Origin of the sequence: Bradyrhizobium ganzhouense, from assembly GCF_049949285.1 — a bacterium.
Classification (GTDB): domain Bacteria; phylum Pseudomonadota; class Alphaproteobacteria; order Rhizobiales; family Xanthobacteraceae; genus Bradyrhizobium; species Bradyrhizobium ganzhouense.
This window is the reverse complement of sequence record NZ_CP181318.1, coordinates 931,534-950,902: the sequence shown is the minus strand read 5'-3', so window position 1 is coordinate 950,902 and position 19,369 is coordinate 931,534. Positions and strand designations below refer to the sequence as shown.

General features: G+C 64.6%; 20 protein-coding genes and 1 pseudogene. 13 read left to right on the top strand and 8 right to left on the bottom strand.

Annotated features, from left to right (window positions below; genetic code table 11):
- Positions 1-128 precede the first annotated feature (128 nt).
- Positions 129-1,679: a winged helix-turn-helix domain-containing protein gene (locus ACLFLU_RS04425; protein WP_426411123.1), complete on the top strand. Its 1,551-nt coding sequence runs from the start codon at positions 129-131 to the stop codon at positions 1,677-1,679.
- Positions 1,680-1,685: 6 nt separating this feature from the next.
- On the opposite strand, the gene ACLFLU_RS04420 is transcribed toward ACLFLU_RS04425, so the two are convergent.
- The 4 genes from ACLFLU_RS04420 to ACLFLU_RS04405 all read right to left on the bottom strand — a co-directional run bounded on the left by ACLFLU_RS04420 (position 1,686) and on the right by ACLFLU_RS04405 (position 4,959).
- Complete coding sequence (locus ACLFLU_RS04420) at positions 1,686-2,525, bottom strand: alpha/beta fold hydrolase (protein WP_426411122.1); 840 nt, start codon at positions 2,523-2,525, stop codon at positions 1,686-1,688.
- Positions 2,526-2,759: 234 nt separating this feature from the next.
- A complete protein-coding gene (locus ACLFLU_RS04415) occupies positions 2,760-3,329 on the bottom strand; it encodes a DUF2147 domain-containing protein (RefSeq protein WP_426411121.1) in 570 nt (189 codons plus the stop codon).
- A 32-nt stretch (positions 3,330-3,361) separates the two neighbouring features.
- On the bottom strand, positions 3,362-4,024 hold the full coding sequence (locus tag ACLFLU_RS04410; RefSeq protein ID WP_426411120.1) for a DUF3313 domain-containing protein: 663 nt from the start codon (positions 4,022-4,024) through the stop codon (positions 3,362-3,364).
- A gap of 254 nt (positions 4,025-4,278) precedes the next feature.
- On the bottom strand, positions 4,279-4,959 hold the full coding sequence (locus tag ACLFLU_RS04405; RefSeq protein ID WP_426411119.1) for a TetR/AcrR family transcriptional regulator: 681 nt from the start codon (positions 4,957-4,959) through the stop codon (positions 4,279-4,281).
- A gap of 217 nt (positions 4,960-5,176) precedes the next feature.
- On the opposite strand from ACLFLU_RS04405, the gene ACLFLU_RS04400 reads away from it, so the two are divergent.
- The 4 genes from ACLFLU_RS04400 (at position 5,177) to ACLFLU_RS04385 (ending at position 10,367) form a co-directional block, all read left to right on the top strand.
- Positions 5,177-6,727, top strand: a complete 1,551-nt coding sequence (locus tag ACLFLU_RS04400) for an ABC transporter substrate-binding protein (RefSeq protein WP_426411118.1) — start codon at positions 5,177-5,179, stop codon at positions 6,725-6,727.
- A 210-nt stretch (positions 6,728-6,937) separates the two neighbouring features.
- Positions 6,938-7,909, top strand: a complete 972-nt coding sequence (locus ACLFLU_RS04395; RefSeq protein WP_426411117.1) for an ABC transporter permease — start codon at positions 6,938-6,940, stop codon at positions 7,907-7,909.
- The gene (locus ACLFLU_RS04390) at positions 7,906-8,745 is read left to right on the top strand and encodes an ABC transporter permease (RefSeq protein WP_426411116.1); all 840 of its coding nucleotides are present in this window, start codon (positions 7,906-7,908) and stop codon (positions 8,743-8,745) included. Before ACLFLU_RS04395 ends, ACLFLU_RS04390 begins: the two co-directional genes overlap by 4 nt.
- 2 nt (positions 8,746-8,747) lie before the next feature.
- A complete protein-coding gene (locus ACLFLU_RS04385) occupies positions 8,748-10,367 on the top strand; it encodes an ABC transporter ATP-binding protein (RefSeq protein WP_426414218.1) in 1,620 nt (539 codons plus the stop codon).
- 18 nt (positions 10,368-10,385) lie between these two features.
- Here the strand turns inward: ACLFLU_RS04385 and ACLFLU_RS04380 are convergent, their stop codons facing one another.
- Positions 10,386-10,661: a hypothetical protein gene (locus tag ACLFLU_RS04380; RefSeq protein ID WP_426411115.1), complete on the bottom strand. Its 276-nt coding sequence runs from the start codon at positions 10,659-10,661 to the stop codon at positions 10,386-10,388.
- 330 nt (positions 10,662-10,991) lie between these two features.
- On the opposite strand from ACLFLU_RS04380, the gene ACLFLU_RS04375 reads away from it, so the two are divergent.
- From ACLFLU_RS04375 to ACLFLU_RS04365, 3 genes are all read left to right on the top strand, one after another.
- The gene (locus tag ACLFLU_RS04375) at positions 10,992-11,177 is read left to right on the top strand and encodes a hypothetical protein (protein WP_426414235.1); all 186 of its coding nucleotides are present in this window, start codon (positions 10,992-10,994) and stop codon (positions 11,175-11,177) included.
- Positions 11,174-11,383, top strand: coding sequence for a hypothetical protein (locus ACLFLU_RS04370; protein ID WP_426411114.1), 210 nt, complete (start codon positions 11,174-11,176; stop codon positions 11,381-11,383). Before ACLFLU_RS04375 ends, ACLFLU_RS04370 begins: the two co-directional genes overlap by 4 nt.
- A 90-nt stretch (positions 11,384-11,473) precedes the next feature.
- A complete protein-coding gene (locus ACLFLU_RS04365) occupies positions 11,474-11,986 on the top strand; it encodes a PaaI family thioesterase (protein ID WP_426414217.1) in 513 nt (170 codons plus the stop codon).
- Positions 11,987-12,002: 16 nt separating this feature from the next.
- On the opposite strand, the gene ACLFLU_RS04360 is transcribed toward ACLFLU_RS04365, so the two are convergent.
- Both ACLFLU_RS04360 and ACLFLU_RS04355 read right to left on the bottom strand, forming a co-directional pair.
- Positions 12,003-12,257, bottom strand: a complete 255-nt coding sequence (locus tag ACLFLU_RS04360) for a hypothetical protein (RefSeq protein WP_426414216.1) — start codon at positions 12,255-12,257, stop codon at positions 12,003-12,005.
- Positions 12,258-12,311: 54 nt separating this feature from the next.
- Positions 12,312-12,455 (bottom strand): annotated as a pseudogene (locus ACLFLU_RS04355) (MerR family DNA-binding transcriptional regulator); the annotation flags it as partial.
- 90 nt (positions 12,456-12,545) lie between these two features.
- Between ACLFLU_RS04355 and ACLFLU_RS04350 the strand changes: the two are divergent.
- A complete protein-coding gene (locus tag ACLFLU_RS04350) occupies positions 12,546-13,838 on the top strand; it encodes an NADH:flavin oxidoreductase/NADH oxidase family protein (RefSeq protein ID WP_426411113.1) in 1,293 nt (430 codons plus the stop codon).
- A gap of 108 nt (positions 13,839-13,946) precedes the next feature.
- On the opposite strand, the gene ACLFLU_RS04345 is transcribed toward ACLFLU_RS04350, so the two are convergent.
- The gene (locus ACLFLU_RS04345) at positions 13,947-14,237 is read right to left on the bottom strand and encodes a hypothetical protein (RefSeq protein ID WP_426411112.1); all 291 of its coding nucleotides are present in this window, start codon (positions 14,235-14,237) and stop codon (positions 13,947-13,949) included.
- Between the two features lie 218 nt (positions 14,238-14,455).
- Here ACLFLU_RS04345 and ACLFLU_RS04340 point away from each other — a divergent pair, with 218 nt between their 5' ends.
- From ACLFLU_RS04340 to ACLFLU_RS04325, 4 genes are all read left to right on the top strand, one after another.
- Entirely contained in the window at positions 14,456-14,776 is a 321-nt protein-coding gene (locus ACLFLU_RS04340) for a hypothetical protein (protein WP_426411111.1), read from the top strand.
- Between the two features lie 222 nt (positions 14,777-14,998).
- A complete protein-coding gene (locus tag ACLFLU_RS04335) occupies positions 14,999-15,721 on the top strand; it encodes an outer membrane protein (protein ID WP_426411110.1) in 723 nt (240 codons plus the stop codon).
- Between the two features lie 167 nt (positions 15,722-15,888).
- Positions 15,889-18,030, top strand: a complete 2,142-nt coding sequence (locus tag ACLFLU_RS04330; RefSeq protein WP_426411109.1) for a methyl-accepting chemotaxis protein — start codon at positions 15,889-15,891, stop codon at positions 18,028-18,030.
- Between the two features lie 137 nt (positions 18,031-18,167).
- Complete coding sequence (locus tag ACLFLU_RS04325) at positions 18,168-19,229, top strand: MBL fold metallo-hydrolase (RefSeq protein ID WP_426411108.1); 1,062 nt, start codon at positions 18,168-18,170, stop codon at positions 19,227-19,229.
- Positions 19,230-19,369 lie beyond the last annotated feature (140 nt).

The window sequence follows — 19,369 nt, the reverse complement described above, 5'->3', positions numbered from 1 at the left end:
GCTCCGTTGTGCCGAGGCATCGGCACTGTTTGGTCTCTGCACCATGCCGGACCGGACGGCGGAAGACTTTCGCGGACGATTGATTTTCGCCTGAGACGACTTTGATTTTTGCTTGAGACAACAGAAACGTGCGATTCCTCTTTGAAAACAACGTGCTCGACGGCGACCTGCGCGAACTGACCTGCGCCGGGACGACCGTGCCGCTGCAGCCGCAGGTGTTCGATCTCTTGCTTTACCTCGTCGCGGAACGCGCCCGCGTCGTCAGCAAGGACGATCTGATCAGCCAGATCTGGAGCGACCGCATCGTCTCGGATTCCGCGCTGAACAGCCGGATCAACGCCGCGCGCAAGGCGCTCGGCGACGACGGCGCGACGCAGCGGCTGATCAAGACGATCCCGCGCAAGGGCTTTCGTTTCGTCGGCGAAGTCCGGGAAGAAGTGGCAGCAAGGCCTGTTCCGGCCGAGCTCACGCCGGGTTCCCCGCGCGTCGCGACCGAGCGTCCAGGCATTGCGGTGCTCGCCTTCGAGAACATGAGCGGCGATCCCGCCCAGGAATATTTCGGCGACGGGATCAGCGAGGACATCCTCACCGCGCTGTCGAAGCAGCGCTGGTTCATCGTGATCGCCCGCAACTCGTCCTTCACCTACAAGGGCCGCGCGGTCCACCTCAAGCAGATCGCCGAGGAGCTCGGCGTCCGCTACATCGTCGAAGGCAGCGTGCGCAAGGTGGACAACCGCGTGCGCATCACCGCACAGCTCAACGACGCCACCACCGGCGGCCATCTCTGGGCCGAGCGCTATGACCGCGAGCTGGTCGATGTCTTCGCCGTGCAGGACGAGATCACCGAGCGAATCGTCGCGGCGATCGAACCGCAGATCCACGCCGCGGAGAATTTTCGTACGCATCGAAAGCCACCATCGAGCCTGGATGCCTGGGATCTGCTGATGCAGGCGCTATCGCATTACTGGCGGATCACGCCGCAGGACCACGCCGCGGCGCAAAAGCTGCTCGAGCGCGCGATCGCGATCGATCCGGATTACGGCCAGGCCTTGGCGGTGCTGGCGGCAAGCCACATGTTCGGCGTGCATCTGGGCTGGGCGGAGCTTGCGACGACGGCGCCGATCGCAGAGAACGCCGCGCTCGCCGCGATGCGCTGCGACCACGAGAATGCCTGGGCCCATGCCGCGCTCGGCAGCGTCTGCTTCTCGACGAGCCGGCTTGCCGACGCGCTGTCCGAGTTCGAACAGGCGCTCGCGCTCAATCCGAACTTCTCGCTGGCGCAGGGCTATTACGCGCTGGCGCTGTCCTATGCCGGACGACCCGGCGACTCGTTCGAGGCGGCGCAAAAGGCGATCAGGCTCTCGCCGCGCGATCCGTCGCTGGCGATCTATTACGGCATCGCCGGCTATGCGCGCTTCACCGAACGGCAATATGAAGAGGCCATCGCGCTGGCGCGTGAGGCGATCCGCCATCGCGGCGATCTCACCGGCGCCTATCGCGTGCTCGCGGTCTCCGCCGGCATGACCGGCGACCAGGCGCTTGCGGGCATGGCGCTGGGAGAGCTCCGCCGCACCCAGCCCAATATCTCACTGGACTGGATTGCGACGCAGCTGCCGTGGGCCAATGACGCGGATCGCGAGCACTATCTGGAAGGATTTCGGCGCGCTGGGTTGAGATGAAGACGGTCACACCCCCGACGCGAACGCGTCGAGCAGCGCGTTGAAAGCCTCCGGCTTTTCCCATTGCGTGGAGTGGCCGGCGCCGTCGACGACCTGAACCGCACCGCGCCACAAGGTCGGCGCGGCCAGGCGCTGCAGCCAGCCGAGATCGACAATCTGCTCTTCCGCGCCTTGCACGATCGCCAGCGGAATCTTCAGGTTGCGCACGATCTCGGTTTCGTCGACAAGACCGCCACTCTGCGCGACGGCGCCGAGACAGGCGCGCGCATCGCCGTCGGTCCTGCGGAAATCCTCCCCGACGAAGCCGGGAATCGGCGTGTAGCCCGGCGCGAAGGCCGTATGCATCCACTCCTCGATCTCAGCCTCGGTCGGCGCGGCCGTGAAGGCGGTGGGCGACAGGTTCTTGAAGCCGGCAAAGCCCGCAGGCCCGCTGCCGATCGGCGGCGTCCCGAAGATCATCAGCCCGGCCGCCATCGGCAGCGACGCAGCCGCATTCAGCACCGCATGACCACCGAGACTCCAGCCGACGACGATTACACTCGTGAGATCGAGCGCGCCGGCAGCGGCGGCGATCGCCGCGGCGTAGCCATGACCGGAATAATCCCTTTCCGGATCGGACGGCGGCGACGAGGCGCCATGGCCGGGCAGATCGATCGCGATCACGCGGTATTTGGCGCCGAGCGGCCCCTGCAACTGCTTCTGCCAGATCCGGGACGAGGAGGAATTGCCGTGGATCAGCAGGATCGGGCGTCCCGTGCCTGCGCTTTCAAAGCCCGCAATGGTCTGCGCGCCCAGCTGCAAGTGCAACGGACGTAGATTTGAACCGGGAAATGATTGGTCGGTCATGTGGCACCGGTATGTTTCTTAGTGTTGATTGCGAACCAATCTGGCACGCCGCGCTCGGCAACGCCACCGCCGGTTCGCACACAACTGTCTCCACATCGTCATTGCGAGCGTAGCGAAGCAATCCAGAGTCTTTCCACGGAGGGATTCTGGATTGCTTCGCTGCGCTCGCAATGACGGAATTCGTGGCGACGCTGCCGGACTCGGCCGAGAGAGGGAGACCGTGCGGACCTACCCCTACTTCGCCTTGGCCTGCATCGGCTTTGGCGGCGGCACTTGCGCCCATTCCTTGTCGGCACGGGGACCATTGAGATCGCCGGTGAGGCCGATGAGTTGGCCGGGCTGGACGTCGAGGGTCTGCTGCCAGGTCTGAGTCTGGCACAACAGCTTGATCAGGCAACCCTTGAGCTTGAGGCGGTCGGCGGTTTCGCGCCAGAGCGAGACCGAATAGAACTTGCCGTCCTCGGCGTTGTAGATGTCGCCGGCGAACCGCCCCTCCGGCGTCGCCTGCAGGCCCATGATCAACTGGTGGCCGAGCAGCGCACGGGCGCGCTTGTCGAGGTCGGGATTTTCCTTGTCGCGAAGAGGCTGGCCGCGCTTGTCGGCCGGCTCCTTCATCCAGACGATGAAGCCGCAGATGCGGTCGCGCGACGGGCCGCAGCGCTCGAGCCTGATGCGGGCGCGGCCATCCTCGACGAGCCAGGTGCCGCTGGGATCGTTGGGCGTGACGGCGCCGACGCGACCGCCAAGAATCATCATCGCGATGGTGATGGCGACGCGCAGCACGAAGCGTAGGAGGAGGTTCATCAGCGGCACCTTTCGTTGATTGGGTTGCGGCGTCAGTTCAGTTGCGCCATCAGCGCGTCGGCGCCCTTGTCGACGCCGGCATTGGCGGCCGCGAGCGCGCCGACGCTGGCCTTGATGTCGTAGGCGCCGGGGTATTGCTTGGTGACGTAGGCGCTGATCAGGCGTGAGGTCGACGCATCGAAGATCTCGACGCCGTAGATGACCGAGCCGGTCATCATGCCCTCGCCGTCGCGCGCCGCCTGCACACCGTTGTAGACCGCGCCGGCCATGTCGAAGCGGGAGAGCGTGCCGAGCACCGGCGTGTTGGTGACCGCGCCGGTGAGCGTCAGCCTTATCCGCAGGGTATTCGGCGCGCGCTCGCGCACCAGCATGAAGCGGCCACGCAGTCGCTCAGCGAAGCGGGTCTGCATGTAGGCGGCGAGCGTCGCCTTGTCCTGGTCGGACATGTCGCCGAACTGATGATCCTTGCCGCGATAGACCACGACAGGTTCGAGGATCACTTTGTTATAAGCGCGCCAGTCGACCGGCGTGGAATAGCGGTAAGGCACGCGGCCGGAGGCGTCCGACTTGTCCGGCGCCATGTAGGCCGAGGACGCCATCTCCGAATAGGGCACGGGCGCGACAGAGGCGCAGCCGGTCACGGCCACGCCAAGCATCAGCGTTCCCAGACCGCGCAGCGCGATCGAGCGATCCATTCCAGGCACTCCTCTTGCGGCTTGTCGAACGGCAAAGGCGACCGCAGCCGCGTGCGGGACCAGACGCGGCTGCGGCGCTCACCATTGCCAACCCAAGGCATCGTCCGGGGCCATGTCAGTTGCCTTGGGCCGCCTCAGTGCTTCCATTTATAAAACCGACCAGTTGGTTTGTAAAGTGCGAAGACGACGCCCTGGCGCATTTGGCCGCAGGCGCGGCTTTGGGCAGCGGTCGGTCGGACTTTGTTAACGATGAATCAGGCGCGTTTGCGCGGGGTTGCGGCCTTTGCCGCAGGCGCCGCGGATTTGGCGACGCGTGTCTTGGCCGGCTGTTCCTTGGCCGGCTGTTCCTTGGCCGGCCGTTCCTTGGCCGGCTGTTCGACGCCGGCCCACTGCCCATCGTCGAGCAAACGCGCGAACAGGCGATCATGCTCGTCCTTGCTGAGCGGCGACATGCCGAACAGCGAGCTCAACAGCAATCCCCGCGCCGCAGCCCAGCGCAGCAGCGCGAGGTCGGGATCGGCGGACTCCGCCTTGATGGCCGCCACCCGCTTCATCTCCCGCTCACGCGGCAACATCATCAGGCTGGGGTTCTCGACCATGGCCGCAACGAGCGCCAGCGCGGCGGAATTCGGCGATGTCGCCGCTTCCCGCACGGTGGCAAGCTGGGTCGCCAGATTGGGATTCGCCGAGGTTGCGCTCACCTTCGCCATGTAGCGGGTCGAGAATTCCTCGAAATGCGCCATCTGCCGCTCGAGCAGCGCCTTCAGCACCGCTTCCTTGGTGCGGAACTGGTGCATCACGCCGCCCTTGCTCAGGCCGCTCTCGCGCGCGATCGCATCGAGCGTCAGCCGGCCGGGGCCGTCGCGCGCGATGATCGCGATGGCTGCTTCGAGCGCAGCATTGCGGGATCGTTCGGAGCGGGTGGCGTTGTCCATGGGCCGACTTGTCTCCGTGACAGGACAATGAATCAAGTGAAAACAGGACGTGCTGTACATTTTTTGTGCGAACACTGTTGAGACTTTCATCTTGCGGCGCGGAATGAGACTATGTGAGCCTCGATGATGGATGGGGACTGGGATGGGCCGGCCGTGGCTTCGCGCGCGAGGACGTCGCGAAGCGTTTGCGGCCGGTCTCGCTTGAGAAAGATACGACATGTCGAAACGAGTGTTGCTTGGTCTCCTCCTGGCTTGCGGCCTCACGGCCTCGGCACTGGCGCAAGAGCCGAAGACGGGGGGTGTGATCAACGCGGTGATCCAGCCTGAGCCGCCCGGCCTGATGCTTGCGATGATTCAGAACGGTCCGACCCAGATGGTGTCGGGCAACATCTTCGAAGGCCTGCTGCGCTACAGCCCCAAGCTCGAGCCGCTTCCGGAACTCGCCGAGAGCTGGAGCGTCAGCGAGGACGCCAAGACCTACACCTTCAAGCTCCGGAAGGGCGTCACCTGGCATGACGGCAAGCCCTTCACCGCGGCCGACGTGCTGTTCTCGGTCGAGATGCTCAAGCAGACGCACGCGCGCGCCCGCAACAACCTTGCGCAGGTCGACAAGGTCGAGGCGCCCGACGATTACACGGTCGTCTTCACGCTGAAGCAGCCGTTCGGCCCGTTCCTCGGCATCTTCGAGGTTGGCTCGATGCCGATGGTGCCAAAACATCTCTATGACGGCACCGATTGGAAGACCAATCCCTACAACAACGCGCCGGTCGGCACCGGCCCCTTCATGTTCAAGGAATGGCAGAAGGGCTCGTTCATTCGGCTGGTCAAGAACCCGAACTATTACGAGAAGGGCAAGCCCTATATCGACGAGATCTACTGGCAGATCATCCCCGACGCCGCCGCGCGTTCGGTGGCCTATGAGACCGGCAAGGTCGACGTGCTGCCCGGCGGCTCGGTCGAGAACTTTGACGTGCCCCGGCTGTCCAAGCTGAAGGACACCTGCGTCACCGGCGCGGGCTGGGAGTTCTTCTCGCCGCTGGCGTGGCTGTGGCTGAACAACCGCCAGGGCCCGCTCGCCGACAAGCGGGTCCGCCAGGCGGTCATGTATGCGATCGACCGCGACTTCGCCAAGGACGTGATCTGGAACGGGCTCGGCAAGGTCGCGACCGGCCCGTCCGCGTCGACCATCAAGTTCTACACCGACGACGTGCCGAAATATCCGTACGATCCGGCCAAGGCCAAGGCGCTGCTGAAGGAAGCCGGCTACAAGGGCGAGAAGATCCGACTGTTGCCGCTCGCCTATGGCGAGACCTGGCAGCGCTGGGGTGAAGCCGTGAAGCAGAACCTCATGGACGTCGGCATGAACATCGAGACCATCTCGACCGACGTTGCCGGCGGCAACCAGAAGATCGGCGACTGGGATTACGACATCGCCTTCACCTATCTCTACCAGTACGGCGATCCCGCACTCGGGGTCGGGCGCAACTACGTCTCCAGCGCCATCGCCAAGGGCCAGGTGTTCAACAACGTCGAGGGCTATTCGAATCCCGAGATCGACAAGCTGTTTGCCGACGGCGCGGTCGCGACCCCGGACTCCAAGCGCAAGGAGATCTACGAGAAGGCGCAGAAGATCCTGGTCGAGGACGTGCCGGTGGCCTGGATGCTGGAATTGCAATTCCCGACCATCACGCGCTGCAAGGTCAAGAACCTGATCACCACCGGGATCGGGGTCAATGACGGCTTCAAGGACGCATGGCTCGACAAGTGAGCGCCGCTCTCTTCTTCACCTCTCCCCGCGTGCGGGGAGAGGTCGAACGTGCGCTTAGCGCACATTCGGGTGAGGGGGAGTCTCCACGAATCCAACTGCTGATACCCTCGCGGAGAGTCCCCCTCACCCCAACCCTCTCCCCGCACGCGGGGCGAGGGAGCCCACCATCACCGCGGCTCCAGGTCACGTTACAAGATATGTCTCTCTAAGATGCTCTCCTTCGTCGCTCAGCGTGTCGTGAAGGGCGTGATCGTCCTGCTCGCGATCGTCGTCCTCAATTTCTTCCTGATCCGGCTTGCACCCGGCGACCCCGCCGTCGTGATGGCGGGCGAGGCCGGTGCCAGCGACCAGGTCTTCGTCCAGCAGCTCCGCGAAAAGTTCGGCCTCGACAAGCCGCTGCCCGAGCAACTGTTCATTTACGTCAAGGGCATCGCGACCTTCGACCTCGGTTTCTCCTTCCGCCAGCAGGCGCCGGTGTCGAAGTTGATCCTGGAACGGCTGCCGGCAACGCTGTTGTTGACGCTGACCGCCTTCGCGATCTCGCTCGCGCTCGGGGTTCTCTTCGGCACCTTCGCCGCCCGCTTCGCCGGGACCTTCCTCGACACCGCCATCACCATCTTCGCGCTGATCTTCTACGCCATGCCGATCTTCTGGGTGGCGCTGATGGGAATCCTGCTGTTCTCGGTTACGGTCGACTGGCTGCCGAGCTTCGGTTACGAGACGGTCGGCGCCAACCTCACCGGCCTTGCCCATGTGGTCGACGTCGCAAAGCACCTGATCATGCCGGCGATGACGCTCGGCCTGTTCTTCATGGCGACCTACACCCGCATGACGCGCGCCTCGATGCTGGAGGTGAAGCGGCTCGACTTCGTCAAGACCGCCCGCGCCAAAGGCCTCAGCGATGCCGTGATCCAGCGCCGCCACGTGCTGCGCAACGCGCTGCTGCCCGTCGTGACGCTCGCCGGCGTGCATGCCGGCACGCTGATCGGCGGCGCCGTCATCACCGAGACCGTGTTCGCCTGGCCCGGCATCGGGCGGCTGATGTACGACGCACTGCTGCAGCGTGACTACAATCTGCTGCTCGGCGTCTTCGTGACCTGCTCGGTCATGGTGCTGATCTTCAACCTCATCACCGACCTCGTCTATCGCCTGGTCGACCCACGCATCGAATTCGCCGCATGAAACAGTTTTGGAAATCGATGCTGAAGAGCCCGAGCGGCGTCATCGGACTCGTCATCCTTCTGCTTGCCATCTCGGTTGCGGTGTTCGGGCCGCTGCTGTTCCCGAACTCGCCCTGGCGCATGGTGCAGCGGCCGTTCCTCCCGCCCTTCACGCTCGCGGCCGTGCCGCTCGGCACCGACGCGCTTGGCCGCGACGTATTCGCCGGCATGATCTTTGGCGCACGCGTCTCGCTGCTGGTCGGCCTCGTGTCCACGCTGGTCGCACTGGTCGTCGGCGTTCCCATCGGCGCCATGGCCGGCTATTTCGGCGGCAAGGTCGACGACGCGCTGATGCGCTTCACCGAGTTCTTCCAGACCATTCCGAGTTTTGCGCTCGCGATCGTGCTGGTCGCGATTCTGCAGCCGTCGATCTATTCGATCGTGGCCTCGATCGCGGTGGTGAGCTGGCCGCCTGTCGCGCGCCTCGTCCGCGGCGAGGTGCTGTCGCTGCGCACGCGCGAATATGTCCAGGCCGCCGTGGTCACCGGACAGAGCAACACCTGGATCATCCTGCGCGAGATCCTGCCCAACGCGCTGTCGCCGGTGATCGTGCTGGCCTCGCTGATGGTGGCGACCGCAATCCTCCTGGAATCCTCGCTGTCCTTCCTCGGGCTGGGCGATCCCAATCTGATCTCCTGGGGCTACATGGTCGGCGCCGGTCGCACCGTGATCCGCCAGGCCTGGTGGATCACGGTGTTTCCCGGCGTCGCGATCCTGATCTCGGTGCTCGGACTGAACCTGATCGGCGAAGGCCTCAACGACGCGCTCAATCCGCGCCTGTCACGCGAGGGACGCTGATGATGACCGCCCCGCCCGCCGTCTCCATCAAGAATCTGCGGATCGCCTTGCCCAAGGGCGCCGAACGTCCCTTCGCCGTCGACGGCGTCTCGCTCGATCTCCGGCCCGGCAAGATCGTCTGCGTCGTGGGCGAATCCGGCTCCGGCAAGTCGATGTGCGCGCATGCGCTGATGGGCCTGCTGCCCGATACTGTGAGTATCACCTCAGGCGAGATCCAGTTCGAAGGGCGCGACCTGCTCAAGCTCGATGATGACGGCTGGCGCGATTTGCGCGGCCGCCGGCTCGCGATGATCTTCCAGGAGCCGATGACCGCGCTCAATCCGTTGATGCGGATCGGCGACCAGATGGCGGAGATGTTCGAGGCGCACGGCCTGCTCACGCCCAGGGAGCGGCGCGCGAAGGCGCTGTCGCTGGCGCGCGAGGTCGGCCTGCCCGACCCCGAACGCATCGTGCGTGCCTATCCGCACCAGCTCTCCGGCGGCCAGCGCCAGCGCGCCATGATTGCAATGGCGCTCGCACTCGAGCCGGCCGTGCTGGTCGCCGACGAGCCGACCACCGCACTCGACGTCACCACGCAGGCGCAGATCCTGAAACTGATCCGCAACCTCCAGCGCAATCGCAACATGGCGGTGATGTTCATCACCCACGACTTTGGTGTCGTTGCCGACATCGCCGACCAGGTCGTGGTGCTCAGGCACGGCAAGGTCGTCGAGGAAGGCCCGGCCGCGACCGTCTTCAACGAACCACAGCACGATTACACTAAGGCGCTGCTTGCGGCCGTGCCGTCGATGCAGCCGCCGGCGCGCGCGCCGCTCGACGATCAGGCGAGAGCTGTCGAGGTGATTGGGCTGGACAAGACCTACGTGACCTCGGGCGGCTGGTTTCGCGAAGACCGTCGCGTCGATGCCGCGCGCGCGGTGAACTTCAACATCCTCAAGGGCGAGACGCTCGGCCTCGTCGGCGAATCCGGCTCCGGCAAATCGTCGGTGGCACGCCTGGTGATGCGGCTGATCGAGGCCGATCGCGGCACGGTGCGGATCGGCGACACCGATCTCACGCAGCTTTCGGGCAAGGGACTGCGTGCCGAGCGCCATCGCATCCAGATGATTTTTCAGGATCCGTTCGCCTCGCTCAATCCGCGCCGCAAGATCGGCCACATCATCGCTGACGGCCCGATCGCGGCCGGCACCGATCCGAAGGTCGCATTCGACCGCGCTCGCGATCTCCTCAAGATGGTGGGCTTGGACGCCGGCGCGCTCGAGCGCTATCCGCATGAATTCTCCGGCGGCCAGCGCCAGCGCATCGGCATTGCGCGCGCGCTCGCGCTCGAGCCCGAGATCGTCGTCGCCGACGAAGCCGTCTCCGCGCTCGACGTCTCCGTGCAGGCGCAGGTGCTGCGGCTGCTCGAAGACCTCAAGGGGCGCCTCGGCCTTTCGATGCTGTTCATCACCCACGATCTGCGCGTGGCTGCCCAGATCTGCGACCGCATCGCGGTGATGCAGCGTGGCGCCATCGTCGAACTGAAGCCGACCGCGCAGCTCTTCGCCGCGCCGGAACATCCCTACACACGCGAGTTGCTCGCGGCGGTGCCGGGGCAGAAGGAGCGCGCGCCGGCGGCGTGAAGCGGTTGATTGCGGCGACTACCTGGCCTGCGGATTGGTGTTGTTCCAGGTGGGGACCGAGTTCGTCACGCCGACCGAGGGCCGGTTATAGGATCCGATCGATGGTGCCGTAACGGTCCCAACGGTCTGTCCGGAACTCCCATACGTCGCGCTGCCTTGCGTTGCTGGCGCTCCGGAGCTTCCGCTCGTGTTGTTTGGTGTGCCCACCGCGGACGTCTGCGCGCTTGCGGCGAATGGCGATGCTGCAAATCCGAGAGCAATCAAGGCGGCAACGGAGTTTCTTATTTTCTTCATGGCTGATCCTTTCGGGCGTGGTCCCTCAGCCGCGTCGGCCGTTCCCTCGTCGAACCGCTCGTGCACTGAGCAACCTTACAACGCCACGCGCGCAAAAATGTGCCGCCACGCCATCTCATTGCGGCGCTCAACACTTCGCGAAGCGACTTCGGCCGAACACATACGTTGCAAAGGTCGGCCTATCGCTTTGGTATCCCGGTCCGCCTTAGGCGCAAGGCGGTCACGGCCTTTTTATCCCTTGTGACCGCCCGCACAGCTGCAAAGCTGAAGCCGGCACACCATATTCGAATGGAATGATTTCCATCATCTGATGATGGAGCGAGGATCTATTTGGAGGCCGACATGGGCCAGGTTATTCAGTTTATCTCGAAATCCGAGCGCGAGCGCATTCGTCTCATCCAGGAGGCCCGCGCGATCTACGACAGCATTTTCCCGCCGGCCGATCCGGCTGGCGAGCGGCAGGACACGACGACGATCAGCCGTGCGGCCGGCGGCGACGTGGGAAATCTGGCGTGATCAAGATCATTGCTGTGCTCTGCAGTCTCTCGACTCCAGGAAATTGCCACGAGCAGATCGTCACCACGTCGGACTTCGCCGACGTCTCGATGCAGTCCTGCATGATGGGCGCGCCACAGCTCGCCGAATGGATGAACCAGCATCCGGCCGAGCGGCTGGCGGGATGGCGCTGCGTGATCGGCCAGCAGGGCGGCCGGGGAGCCTAGATCCGCTCTCGGTCTTGACCCGCCAACGCATCCTTCGGAAGAATGAACATGCCCGGACCAAGTCCGGGCATGACGCTGTGGAGGCTAGCGATGGTCGACGGCAGTTCCGGCAAGCAGGCAACCGAATACGGTGTCGTGCCTCTTGAGGTGATGGCGTCGATGCCGGGGCTCGATTTCGTCCGCGCCATCTTCGCACGGCAATTGCCGGAGCCGCCGATCATGCAGACAGTCGAGCCGTTCGACTGCACGGCCGAGCCGGGCGCCGTTGTGATCCATAGCGTGCCGGGCCTGCGTCATTACAATCCGATCGGCTCGGTTCACGGCGGCTATGCCGCGATCCTGCTGGATTCCGCAATGGGACTTGCGGTGCAGAGCACGCTGCCTGCGGGCACCGGCTACACCACGCTGGAATTCAAGATCTCGTTCGTGCGCGGCATGAGCGAAGCCAGCGGCACAGTCCGCACCGAAGGCCGGGTGCTCAATGCCGGCCGCCGCGTCGCCACCGCCGAAGCGCGCATTACCGATGCCAAAGGCCGGCTGATCGCGCATGCGACCACGACCTGCCTCGTGTTCGGGATCACGGCAGGCAGCGCGGAAGGCTAACGTTGAACCGTTCCGGCTAGGACGACCTTGTGCGGGGCGCTCTTCGCGTCTTTGGCGCCGGCACGCTCTGTTTGCGGAAGCGGGTCATCACCCGCTTCGCATTGTCGCCGCAGCTCAACCCCTCCGGCTTGGTCTCGATGGTCTCGATGATGGCGTGCAGGCGTTCCCGGCTTTCTGCCAGACGCTCTTGCAGTGCCTCGATTTCGGCAACCTTCCGCCTGAGCGCGCCGACGAGCTCGTCATGGCGACAGGCATCGAACCTCAGCGGCATCAGACGGCGAATCTCTTCGAGCGAGAACCCGGCATTCTGCGCGCTGGTGATGATCTCCAACAGCAAGACAGCGTCCGGCGTGTAGTCGCGATAATTGTTGGCGCCACGCTCGACGGCGCTGATCAGGCCGCTCGCTTCGTAAAAGCGGATGCGCGACGCGGTCAGGCCGCTGCGGGTCGCCAGTTCTCCAATCCTCATGCCGAACCTCGAAGGGGGGTTGACCTTAAAGTTAACTTTAAGGGTAGGGTCGGACCACGATCAAGACAAGGTTTCGACGAGATGGGTTCCATGAAAGTGTTCGAGAAGCTGACGCTCCCCAACGGTTCGGTCATCCCTAACCGTATCGCCAAGGCAGCAATGGAAGAGAACATGGCCGACGCGGACCAGGCGCCGTCGGAAGAATTGATGCGGCTCTACACATCCTGGGCCGATGGCGAGGTCGGCCTGATCATCACCGGTAATGTGATGGTCGACGGGCGCGCGATGACGGGTCCGGGCGGTGTCGTGCTCGAAGACGACAGACATTTGGACAGGTTCAGGCGCTGGGCCGAGATCGGCCGCGCAGGAGGCGCGCAAGTCTGGCTTCAGATCAACCATCCGGGCCGCCAGATGCAGGCCAACCTTGGGCAGAAGACGTTTGCACCCTCGGCGGTCGCGATGGATCTCGGCAAGATGTCCAACCGTTTCGCCGTGCCGGAGGCGATGACCGAGGATGTCATCGCTGACGTCATCAGGCGGTTTGCACGAACGGCGCAACTGGGAGAGCAGGCCGGATTCACCGGGGTGGAGATTCATGCCGCTCACGGCTATCTGCTCAGCCAATTCCTGTCGCCGCTCGCCAACCGACGAACGGATGCATGGGGCGGCTCGCTCGAGAACCGGGCGCGGCTGCTGCTGGAGATCGTGAAGGCCGTTCGCGCCAAGGTATCCGCGGGCTTCGCGGTCGCGGTCAAGCTCAACTCCGCCGACTTCCAGCGCGGCGGCTTCAGCAGCGATGACGCTCACCAAGTGGTGGAGATGCTCAACCATCTCGGCGTGGACCTCGTGGAGCTCTCTGGCGGGAGCTATGAAGCACCGGCAATGCAGGGGCAGTCGCGCGATGGAAGGACACTCGCCCGCGAGGCCTACTTTCTGGAGTTTGCCCGCGACATCAAGACGGTGGCGAGGATGCCGCTGATGATCACCGGAGGCATCCGTCGTCGCGCGGTTGCCGACGAGGTGCTCGACAGCGGGATCGACATGGTCGGTATCGGCACCGCGCTGGCGATCGACCCGCATCTGCCGCGCGACTGGCGTCTCGGCAAGGACAGTGCGCCCCGGCTTCCGCCGATCACCTGGAAGAACAAGACTCTGGCTTCGCTCGCGAACATGGCCGTCGTCAAATTCCAGTTGCGGCGATTGAGCCGAGGCCGAGGACCGGATCCAAAGGTGTCGCCGCTACGGGCATTGATCCTGCAACAAGCCGCCACCGCATTCCGGACGCGACAATATCGGCGGTGGATCGCGCAGCGTTCGCCGCTGGAGGTATCGATCACCGCCGCCTCCGCGCCTGAGCCGGCCTTGCAGCGTCACCCTATGTGAGAGTGCTGTTCCGACGCCAGGTGAGCCTGCACTTCGGCGGATAGGCGGAACATAGGCCACGTCCGTCAAGGCTAGGCTGCAACGTCCCTCGCGCAGAGACTAGCCCTCTTACTTCGGATTGGTGTTGCTCCAGGTCGGGACCGCGTTGGTGACGCCGACCGAGGGCCAATTATACGTTCCGATCGATGGCGCCGTGACCGTCCCGACCGTCTGGCCGGACGACCCGTAAGACGCCCTCGGCTGCACCGCCGCCGATCCGGCGCCGCCATAGCTCGGGGCCGTCACGCTCGTGCTGTAGTGGTGTCTGCTCGATCGGACCTTCTTCGCTTCAGCCGCGAACGGCGCGGCAAGCAGTCCAGTCGTGATGAGTGCGGCAATGACGAGCCTGGTCGTTGTCATGACTGATCCCTTCGTTCGCTGCTGGCTTGTTGGGCAATGTGTTCATTCATCGAAGAATTCCCATAGGCCGCCGTTCATAACTCCGTGTGCGCGGAAATGTGCCGGAGCGCGATGACGCCGCACCGGCTCGGGCACATGACCACGATCATGCCCGCCTTCGGATCGACCCGAATCAGCGGTACTGCATGCGCTTCGACGACTTCGCGTCTTGAGGTGACATGACGGGTCCTGAACTGAAGCAACTCCGCGCCGACCTCTCCGACGCCATCGCGCGCAAGCTCACCGCGGCCGACATGGCGAAACTGTGTGCCTTGCCGGAAAAGAGCGGTGCCGACACGATCCGGCGCTGGGAGGTGAGCGGGCCGACGCAGGCCGCGACCAAGGTGCTGCGCGTGCTTGCGATGGCGAGCGAGCGCTATCCGATCCTGGAGAAGTTCGACATCTTCGATCGCCACGACGTGCGCGTGGAGGACCGGCCAGCGAAGCGCGCGGCGTTCCGCGCGCAGATGCGCGACGAGGTGCTGCGGCGTCTTGGTTAACGAGACGCGCGCGCAGGTTACCAGGCGGCTCCTGAGTTAAGCCTTCCTTCACCACTTCTTAAGCCGGCATTAATCACGAAAATCATTTAGCCCCCAATAAGTTAGGTTGGGCGCCGCTGTGCCATGCATGTGACAGCATTTTCGTTAAAAGCGAGCTATCTGCAAAACCAACGCGGCGCGGACAGCGCGCTTGCCGGGGACCTTAGTGTTGGAGTTAGGACTATGAAGAAGATTCTGTTTGCGACCGTTGCGCTGCTGGCATTGGGCGCGGCTGCGCCGGCCATCGGTGCCGATCTCGGCGCCCGCCCCTATTACAACAAGGCGCCGGCCTATGCCGCGCCGATCTACAACTGGACCGGCTTCTATATCGGCGCGCATGTCGGCGGCGCGTTCTCGAGCGACAACAATTTCAACGGCCTCTCCACCGGCAACAACGGCAACGGCCGTTTCCTCGGTGGTCTGCAGGCTGGTGCAGACTGGCAGGTCAACCCGAACTTCGTGGTCGGCGCTGAAGCTCAGTATTCCTGGCTCTCCGGCAATGTCGGCGCGGTGTTCCCGGGCGGCGTGGCCTACACCAACGACCAGCGCGGCCTCGGCTCGATCACCGGTCGCGTCGGCTACACCTGGGGCCCGGGCCTGGTCTACGTGAAGGGCGGCTATGCCTATTCCGACAACAACGAGAAGGTGACGATCGGCGGCGTGCCGGCCGCCTTCATCATCACGGGCGATCACCGCAACGGCTACACCGTCGGCGCCGGCCTCGAATACATGTTCGCGCCGAACTGGTCGGCCAAGGCCGAGTACCAGTACTACAATTTCGGCGACGCGCACTTCACCGCGGGTCCGCTGGTCGGCACCGGCAACTTCACCACCGACGACCACACCTTTAAGGCCGGCCTCAACTACCGCTTCAACTGGGCGAGCCCGATGGTCGCGCGCTACTGATCGCGCCTTACAATATCCCTTCGCTATCAAGGGCCGGCAGCACTGCCGGCCCTTTCTTTTTCGCTCTGCGGAACTAGCCAAGCAATTGTGCAACTTGCGATTTTTTAACCCGCGCCAAGGATACTCCGCGGCGAAATTATAAGATTAAGGGCGTGGGGGAATTTTCGATGGCGATCCGTCTCAGCGTTGGCCGTTTCAAACCTCGTTTCAAAATGCCGAAATGGGGCCTGCGCGGCAGCCTGTTTGCGGCGTTCGCGGTGATTGCAGGCATGGGCCTCGTGATCGCAGCCGGCGCCGGCTTCGTGTTCAACCATCTGGGGTCGACCATGATGGATCTGAGCGGCCGCGACATCCCGCGCCTCTCCGCAAGCCTTCAGCTCGCCTCGCAGAGCGCAACGCTCGCGGCGCAAGGTCCGGGCCTGCTGGCATCGCCGTCCGACGAGGCGCTGAAGGAGCGCACCAAGAAGGTGCAGGAGATCCAGCAGCTCGCGATGGCCAAGCTCGGCGAGATCATCGAGCTCGGCGCCGACCAGCAGACCGCAAGCGCGCTACGCGACACCGTCAAGAGCATCGACGAGGCGACGCAGAGCCTGGTGTCGGCCGCACGCGAACGGCTCGACACCGGCGCGCTACACGACAAACAGTATGACGCGCTGCGAAAGGCACAGCTCGCCTTCGTCGGCGCCGCCGGCCCCGCAATGCTGGATGCGCAGACGCGCCTGAGCGCAATCCTCGGCGCCGCCGACCTCTCCGCGGACGATGCCTCTGAAGCCGCCCGCACCGTCGCCCAGATCTCGACCGTCTCCGCCAACGGCAATCTGATGGCCGCCGACATGATGGCGGCGCTCTCGGCCAACAACAGCGACACGCTCGAAGCAATCGAGAAGGAGTTCAAGGCGACTCGCGACCGCGTCAAGTCGAACCTCGAGGACCTTCCGAACTTTCCCTCGATGCAGCCCGTGCGCGACGCCGCGCAAAAGCTGTTCGCTTACGGCGAGGGCAAGACCGGCGTGTTCAAGATCCGCGAGAAAGAGCTCGACGCCATCGACTACGGCCAGACCATCCTGGACGAGACGCGCAAGCTCAATGTCGGGCTCGGCATCAGCGTGCAGGCGCTCGTCGACGGTGTACAGAAGGAAACCAACGCGTCGACCTTCCAGGCGCGCCAGGAGATCTCGCTCGCGACCTCGAGCGTGCTGGCACTGGGCGCGCTGACGCTGGTCGGCTCGGCCCTGTTCGTCTGGCTCTATGTCGGCCGCAACATCCTGCGCCGGATCCGCGAGCTTCAGCGTGCCATGCAGCTGCTCTCGGCCGGCGACCTCGACACCGAGATCGTCCGCTCCCGGCAGAATGACGAGATCGGCGCGATGAAGGAGACGCTGACGGTATTCCGCGACAGCATGATCGAGGCCCGGGCGCTTGCCAGCGAGCAGGACAAGGATCGTGTCGTCAAGGCCGAGCGTGCTGCGCAGATGGAGGCCAAGATCGCCGAGTTCGAGGGCACGGTGCGCTCCGCGCTCGACAATCTCGCGCAGTCGGCCAATTCGATGCAGTCGACCGCGCAGAGCATGTCGACGACAGCCGATCAGTCCAATGCGTTGGTGAACGCGGTCGCCTCGGCCGCGGAGGAAACTTCGGTCAACGTGCAGACCGTGTCATCAGGCACCGAGCAGCTGTCGTCCTCGATCGAGGAGATCAGCAAGCAGGTCGTCACCTCGGCCGCGATTGCCAAGAAGGCCGTCGACGAAGCCGGTGCCACCGACGCCACGGTGCAGAGCCTCGCCGACAGCGCAAGCCGCATCAGCGTCGTGGTCGATCTGATCCAGACCATTGCGTCGCAGACCAATCTGCTCGCGCTCAACGCCACCATCGAGGCGGCGCGCGCGGGCGAGGCCGGCCGCGGCTTTGCGGTGGTCGCTTCCGAGGTGAAGAGCCTCGCCAGCCAGACCGCGAAGGCGACGGAAGAGATCCGCACCCAGATCGCCAGCATGCAGCAGGTCACGACCTCGGCCGTCGGCGCCATCCAGGGCATCGGCCGGATCATCGGCGAGATCGACAACGTCACCACCACCATCGCGGCTGCCGTCGAGGAACAGGGTGCAGCGACCCGCGAGATCGCCCGCAACATCCAGCATGCGGCCGGCGGCACCAGCGAAGTCTCCAGCAATATCGTCGGCGTCTCCACGGCGTCGGCCGAAGCCGGTGCGGCGGCGACCGAGGTGCTGAGTGCGTCGGACGCCCTCCGTCGCGAGGCCGACATGCTGCGCGGAGAGATCGACGCGTTCCTCAACAACATGCGGGCGGCGTAAGGACGCCGTCCCGTGGCCCGGATTTCGCGCAGCGCAATCCGGGCTACGGAAAATCTGCCGGTATGACGGCCATGCGATGGCCGCCGCGCGCCCTTTTTCGGCTGGCGCCCCGCCCGCGCTGGGTTTAAGCCGGTAGCATGAACGCAAAAACCGACACCGTGCAGTCCTCGGCCGAGGCCCTGCGTTATCCCTGGGACCAGCATCCCGGCCACGAAGAGGTCGTGGAGGTCAGGCCCGGCGTATTATGGGCGCGGCTGAAGCTGCCGTTCCGCCTCAACCATGTGAACATCTATCTGCTCGCCGATGGCGACGGCCATGCGATGGTCGATGCCGGCTTCGGCAACGAGGAGACGATCGAGGCCTGGACAAAACTGTTCGAGGGCCCGCTGAAGGGCGTTAACATCACGCGCCTCATCGTCACCCACTCGCACCCCGATCATGTCGGCCTTGCCGGATGGATCGTCGAACGGTTCAACTGTCCGCTGGTGATGTCGCAGGTCGAATATCTGCAATCGGTCTATCACCAGAACCGCGGCACCGAGGAGCGGCGCGAGGCGCAGCGATTGTTCTTCCGCCGTCACGGCATGGACGAGTCGCTCACCGAAAAGCTGCTCGGCCGCGGCCAGGATTATCTCAAGCGCGTCTCGGTGCTGCCGCCGTCCTACCGCCGCATCTCGCACGGCGACGAGGTCGTGATCGGCACGCGCCGCTTCAAGGTGATCACCGGCGGCGGCCATGCGCTCGACCAGGTGATGCTGTATTGCGCCGACGACAAGCTGTTCCTCTCCGCCGACCAGGTGCTGAGCAAGATCTCGCCGAACGTCAGCGTGTGGGCCGTCGAGCCCGACCAGAACTCGCTCGGCGAATATCTGGCGTCGCTCGCGAGCCTCACCACCACCCTGCCCTATGATCTGCTGGTGCTGCCCGGCCACGGCGTGCCGTTCTACGGACTGAAGACCCGCATCAAGCAGCTCGCCGACCACCACGAGGAGCGGTGCCGCCTGATCGCGGAAGCCTGCCGCGAGGTGCCGCAGACCTCGCGCGCGCTGGTGCCTGTGGTGTTCAACAAGCACGTGCTGGACGAGCACCAGATGGGCTTTGCCGCCGGCGAGCTCGTTGCCCACGTCAACTACATGATTGTCGAGGGACGGCTGACCGCCGAGACCAGGGACGGCGTGCTCCGGTTCAGGACGACGTGAGCGTTGTCTTCACCTCGCCCTGCTGCGGGGGAGAGGGAACAGACTGATGCTGCAAAGCAGCATTACAGGTCGCGGGGACTTGATCGGGATCAAGTTTCAAATCGCACGATAGGGCATTTTGCCCAGATGCCCCTCACGCC